Annotated in this window: 4 protein-coding genes; all 4 read left to right on the forward strand. The window is 58.6% G+C overall.

All coding sequences use genetic code 11. The features are described 5' to 3' along the window. Nucleotides 1-1109 precede the first annotated feature (1109 nt). The 4 genes from AC1Q61_RS32405 to AC1Q61_RS32420 all read left to right on the forward strand — a co-directional run bounded on the left by AC1Q61_RS32405 (nt 1110) and on the right by AC1Q61_RS32420 (nt 5231). The gene (locus AC1Q61_RS32405; RefSeq protein WP_157127661.1) at nt 1110-2147 is read left to right on the forward strand and encodes a hypothetical protein; all 1038 of its coding nucleotides are present in this window, start codon (nt 1110-1112) and stop codon (nt 2145-2147) included. 96 nt (nt 2148-2243) lie between these two features. Further along, entirely contained in the window at nt 2244-3218 is a 975-nt protein-coding gene (locus AC1Q61_RS32410; RefSeq protein ID WP_075835583.1) for a hypothetical protein, read from the forward strand. Between the two features lie 229 nt (nt 3219-3447). Next, complete coding sequence (locus AC1Q61_RS32415) at nt 3448-4314, forward strand: esterase/lipase family protein (protein ID WP_058228340.1); 867 nt, start codon at nt 3448-3450, stop codon at nt 4312-4314. Then, entirely contained in the window at nt 4311-5231 is a 921-nt protein-coding gene (locus tag AC1Q61_RS32420; RefSeq protein WP_075835581.1) for a hypothetical protein, read from the forward strand. Before AC1Q61_RS32415 ends, AC1Q61_RS32420 begins: the two co-directional genes overlap by 4 nt. Nucleotides 5232-5702 lie beyond the last annotated feature (471 nt).

The raw sequence follows: 5702 nt of genomic DNA on the forward strand, positions 1-5702 counted from the left end.
GGCTTCCACTGCGTTCTGCTCGGCGCCGGTCCACGACTGCTGTGGCTGGGTCCGCTGCGCTCAGCTACGGATGGTCACCGCATGCAGATACTCACCCACACGGTGGTGCTGTTGGGAGAGCTGGTTGAAGCTCGTCCGACCCGGGTTTCGGGTTGGCGGCCGCACCAGTTGTCGGTGACATCGACGGGCTGCGCGGCTACCGGCAGAGGGGGCTCACCCTGATGTCGACAACGCAGATCCCAACGAAGACAACACCGTTGACGACACCCCGCCAGGGGTGCGACACACACCCGGCCGGCGGACCCAGATGACACCAACAGCTGCACACAACAGATGACACCAACAGCAGCGACCAAACACTCAGGGGCAACCACCACCCGGGGGCGAGAAGCCACCGACAGAAGCCGACAAGGCTTAGCGCAGCGGACCGACCACCACCAACCGGATACGACCGCAGGTCAGTCGGCCACCCACCCCGTCAGGGCACCGGAGGATGCGAGCGAGCGAGCATTCTTCGGGGCACTGCTACGGGGTGGTCCACGAAGTGGCCGACACCTGCGGCGTAGCCGGAACCCCCATCAACCACGCACTCACACCATCACCCAGACAGCGAAGCGAATCTGTGGTGTGTGTGACGTGCGGTTGTGGGGGTTAGTCAGGATTTTTCTTGGGGGGCTGGATGTCGGGTTTTTCGGATAATAGTTGCTGGTTGCGGCATTTCCGGTGGAAAGTTGTTCTCGACAGCTGGTGTCGGGGTTGGGGTCCGGGTTTTGGGGAGGTTGGTTCTGTAGGGTGTGGGCAGTGCCGCTGCGGTGAGAGGTGAGACGTTGGTTTCGGTTGTGCAGTCCTGGGAGCGTGAAGTTTTGGCGACTCCGGAGTCTGTGTCCGAGTGGAAACGGGCTCGGTCGCGGCGACGGTTCGCAGCTGATGCTGTGCCGGCGGATCGGCGGGGAAAGCCGGGTGGGAAGGGGCCGGCGGGGTGGCGTCGGAAGCCTGCGGATGAGGACTTGCTTCGGTTCATGACGCTGCATGGTGTGGTGTCGTTGCGGCAGGCGGCGCATTGGTTTTACGGGGGGAAGATCAGCACGGCTCGGCATCGTGTTCGGTCGATGGAGGATGCTGGTTTGTTGACGCGGAATCAGGATCAGCCGTGGGCTGGCGTTGTGTTGGTTCCGACGCTTGATGGTCAGACAGTGGGGTTGGAGACGGCGGAGTTTCCGGTGTCGCATTCGTCGTTGCGTGGGCACATGACGGTGCCTGCGAATCTGTTGCATCGGTTGTTGGTTGCGGATCAGACGTTGGCTGCTCGAGCTCGGGGGCGCACGGTGATTTCGGAGCGCCAGATTCGGATGCTGGAGGCCCGCGATGAGAGTCAGTCGCATCGTTTTTTGCAGTCGGTGGGGGTGCACTATTCGTCGGATGGTGTCGCGGCCGGTGTTGTCCCGTCGCGGCTGACGTTGATCGATGAGGGGCCGGCTGGGACGACGGTTGTGGGGGAGCGGAACACGTGGTTGGGGTTGCCGGTTCGGACTGACTGGGACAACCGTGTGGCGCCGTATTCGCCGCAGCGTTCGGGTCTGCGTTTCCCTGATTTCATCGAGGTGTTGGAGTCGGGTGAGTTGGCTGCGGTCGAGGTGGAAGTCGCGACGAAATCGGAGGCACGCATGAAGATGCTCGTCGACGGTTACCGGTCGTCGTTGCCTTCCGTTGAGGACGTCGTTGATGCCAATGGTGCACCGGGGAAGCGGCTTCGGCGCGGTCAGTTCCGGCACTGCCGGTGGGTGGTGTCACCGGAGGTGCGGGTGGTGTTGCAAGGAACGACGAACTTCATCAGCGGTGGGCATCAGGATGGCCTTCTGCAGAAGCTGATGCCGGATGTGTACGCACAGAATTTTGATTGGTCGAAGCAGACTGACAAACTGCCCGTTCGGGTGATCGCGGCGACGTCGGAAGACACCGGCGTGCAGTACGCGTTGGATCAACGCAACCTTGAACCGCAGTACCGGTGCGACTATCGGACATGGCTTCGGTGGCGACGGTTGTGGGAGGCGCAGATACCTGCTGACAAGCGCGCCGTGTATACCTTTGCCCGGTGGATCAGGACGGCTGACAACCTCGAAATCTGCCGTCGTTTGGTGCGAGGCTGATCGTTTCGATTTGGTCGTATTCGTTCTGCCGGCAGACTAGCCTTCCGTCAGGCGGTACGTTCGGCCATCAAAATGTGAGAATTCTTGGGAGAGAATATGACCGACCAGACAGCTGCCGCGAGTGAAGAAGCCGTGCCAGTGGCTGATGCTTACCATGATGCGCAGGGCCAGCCGATCATGGCTGAGTCGATCGTCATCTACATCGACGCGCTCGCAACCAAGACGTTTTGGAAAGAAGAATCAGACTCCACTAAGCTCGAGTTTGTCAGGGACTGGGTACGTCAGTTCAACGAATTCCGAGGGGATCTCGACCTCTATCGAGGCCTAGTCGGCGGACCTGAAACGCCGCAACCTCCCATGGCTGTCACGTTCACGGACAACGTGGCCGTCGCGATTCCACTACCGCCGAAGCATATCGAGACACTTGCTGCATTGGCTGAGCACAGACTTCCAGCAGGTGCTGAGGCCGCGGAGCAAGCTCACGAAGCCTTGGACTGGCTCATGGACATGGTGTTCAGTCTCCAGATTCATATTCTGCGATTGGTGTGGGGACACAGCCGATTGTTCCGCGGTGCTGTGAGAGTTGGCCCTGTCTACGCGGACGACTGGACGATCATCGGCGACGGCCTCATCGACGCTGTAATGGGTGAGGAAAAGGGAACCGTGGTTCCTGCCATTCAGCTCCCCGAATGGATGGTGCAGGCATATGAACTGGATGCCAGTTTCTACAAAAACCACAAAGATTCCTCGCTGTACCAAACCCTTGGACACACGCAGTTCACAGCTGGATATGACACCTACTCGTTTGTGTTTTTGAACTACCTCACATGCCCCGATGGGGCCGAGTACGCGATGTGGCGTGACGAGGTCATCCCCGCCCACAAGGCCATGGTGACCAAAGGTCTAGAAACGAACGCCAACAGCCATGTCCGATTCAAATTCCTGTGGACAGCCGTGTACCACAACTGGGTTGTAGCAGATAACGGTCTCGACGAGTCCCTCCGAATAGATCTCGAAGACGAACTCGCAGCACGCTCCATCATCGTCCAATCGCTCGACAAAGCCACGTAACCGGCTCACACGACTGCGGCAACCAGATCGTGGAATCAAAAACACGCGTATCCAGAGTTCACCTTCAACCGCTGGATGCAGACACGCAACTACCTCGAATTCTGCCGCCGATTGACGCGAGGACAGCCGAATCTCGGACTACCTGTGACACATGCGCAGTGATCGAAGACGTGGGTTTGGAGCCGACGTCTGAGCTACATCGACTCTGCGGATAAGGAAAGATCAACGAATGCATCACTCAGTGGTCGCTCTGGAAAAGTACAAAGGCTGGACGTTCTACGCATCCAGTCACTCTGGGAAAGTCAAACGACTAATTGTGTTCGTGCACGGTTTCGGTGGTAACGCCATCGGGACTTGGAAAAATTTCCCTGACTCGGGCGAGCGAGAATGGTGGCTCGAAGCCGACATGCTGTTCATTGGCTATAAGTCTCGGAAAGAGAACCCAAAAGGTGTAGCGGACCGGATCCGGAGATCGATTGGTGACTTCTTTCCGAAACCCAACGCCGCAGCGCTCACCACCAGCGCTGGCGCCCTTCGGACGGACATCACGACCGAGTACGAGGAGCTGTTTCTGGTCGCGCACTCGTTGGGCGGACTGATAGTTCGCCAGGCACTGGCAGACGCCGCGCAGAAATGGAGAGAGGACGGCTCTCCCGCTGAAAAGAGACCTCCCATTTTGAGTGCACAGACTCGAATGTTCAGCCCTGCCAGTGCGGGATTTCAGGCATCCGGTGCTCTTGGAGCAATGAAGGCTGCGTCCTCAGTGTGGAGCGCTATCGAGGTATTTCTCCGACGAGCACCGGCGTTCAGCGATCTTCAACCCGGTTCCGAGGTCTTGGAAAGGACTCGGCGACGAACAGAAATGTACGTGAAGGAGCCTGGGTGTGAGGCGCTGAAAGCTCGGATCGTGTGGGCTAATCCGGACAACGTAGTCATCACCGATCGATACGACACGGATTTTGTTGACGAATCCATCGATGAGACCTCCCACACTACGGTCTGTAAACCGCGCGCCGCCGAACTAGCACCAAAAAGTTCCAAAGCCTTTGAAATGCCGTGGATTTTCATCGAGACTGGCACCACGGAGGAATCATGAGCACGCGCCCGGACATATCCGAAGAGATCCTGCAAGCACGGCTCACATCCTTCATAGATACGTTGGTTCGTCCAGAAATCGACGCCCTTCCTCCCTCTTACGGCCCCGAACGAGACCGCTACGTGATAGGCCTGACGACAGCCTGGAACATCGATGAGGCTGAGTTTTGGGCGGATTTCCCTGGGCAGGCTGCAAGCATGACAGCGATACTGTTCTTGTTCGAAAAACTCGATCTCCTGCTCCGCGGCCAGATGGCGGGATATTTCACCGAAGGGTACTCAGACGTCACCCGAGTCCTACTGTCGCTCCCTATGGGCCGTGGCGCAAGGCTCGCGAAAGCATTTCAATCCCACTCCTATCGACTGACTGAGGAACGCAAAAATAGCGCTGATTTCGTATCGGATTCCCACGCCCTTGACGACTTTCACACCAGATTTGCAACCATTCTCGACACTGACAGCCCGGAGTTCCGAGAGTTCATACGGCTGGTGCTCTTCGCCTCAACCGATGAGTGGACCTTCCGGATCCAACAGATCCATCTGTTAGCCGATGAAATTCTGCGTGATCCCGCCCTCGCTTTGTCCTCCGCCGAGGTAGACACGCTGTCATGGGCACTGTCCGGAGCTGACGAGGCACGCTTGTACGAAGACAATGGTCATCATTTAGATCCGGCGTCGCCGATCGAAGCGAGTGTGCGTATTTTGACGTACACGTCTCGATTTACAGACCTGGTATCCGCCCGTGACAGGTTGGCCGACATCGCACCAATAGTCACTGCCGATGAAAACACCGCTGCACAACGGGCTGCCACCCTCGAGCAATACATGTCCAGGACGAACCGCAAAGAACGTCCGCAGCCGTCACGCCAATACCCAACTCTTCGAGACACGTTCAACAGGCCCCCACATTTCGGGTGAACCTCTAGCTCCGATCCTCAACAGGGGCGGCGATTTGCAGCGGATTCCATCCGGTGCAAATCGCGTTGGAACTGCTACCGGGTTTCAGTGCGACGGATACGGTGCGGCCTTCGTCGTCGAAGATCGGGGCGGGGCGAACTGGCTTGTTTCCGGCGCTGCGGACAGCGTCGTGGACGCGCCGATCTCAGTGATGGGGTAGGGGACTGCTGCACGCTGCCAATGTGCCGGCTGCGGTGTATGCCAGTCGTGGCATCATTTTCTCCTCAGGAGCGAGAACAGTCGTCGTTGAAAACGACGTGTCAGGCCCAGTCGGCGGCAGCAGTGTGGCGCTGCTGTCGACGTGCACCTTTACCGTCTGAGCCGCGGCGGCCAGGGATGCGGTTGGCTCGCCGGCGTGTCGACGGCCATCGTAAGCTCCCCACTGGCGGCCATTTATGGCGCATTTTGTGGCCATGGTTTCTCCCCGCGTAC

The organism is Rhodococcus sp. MPR-R1B (genome assembly GCF_058793255.1).

Excerpts from the sequence above, each read along its gene's own strand:
- AC1Q61_RS32405 (WP_157127661.1), top strand. The coding sequence starts at position 1,110 with ATGGAGGATGCTGGTTTGTTGACGCGGAATCAGGATCAGCCGTGGGCT.
- AC1Q61_RS32410 (WP_075835583.1), top strand. The coding sequence starts at position 2,244 with ATGACCGACCAGACAGCTGCCGCGAGTGAAGAAGCCGTGCCAGTGGCT.
- AC1Q61_RS32415 (WP_058228340.1), top strand. The coding sequence starts at position 3,448 with ATGCATCACTCAGTGGTCGCTCTGGAAAAGTACAAAGGCTGGACGTTC.
- AC1Q61_RS32420 (WP_075835581.1), top strand. The coding sequence starts at position 4,311 with ATGAGCACGCGCCCGGACATATCCGAAGAGATCCTGCAAGCACGGCTC.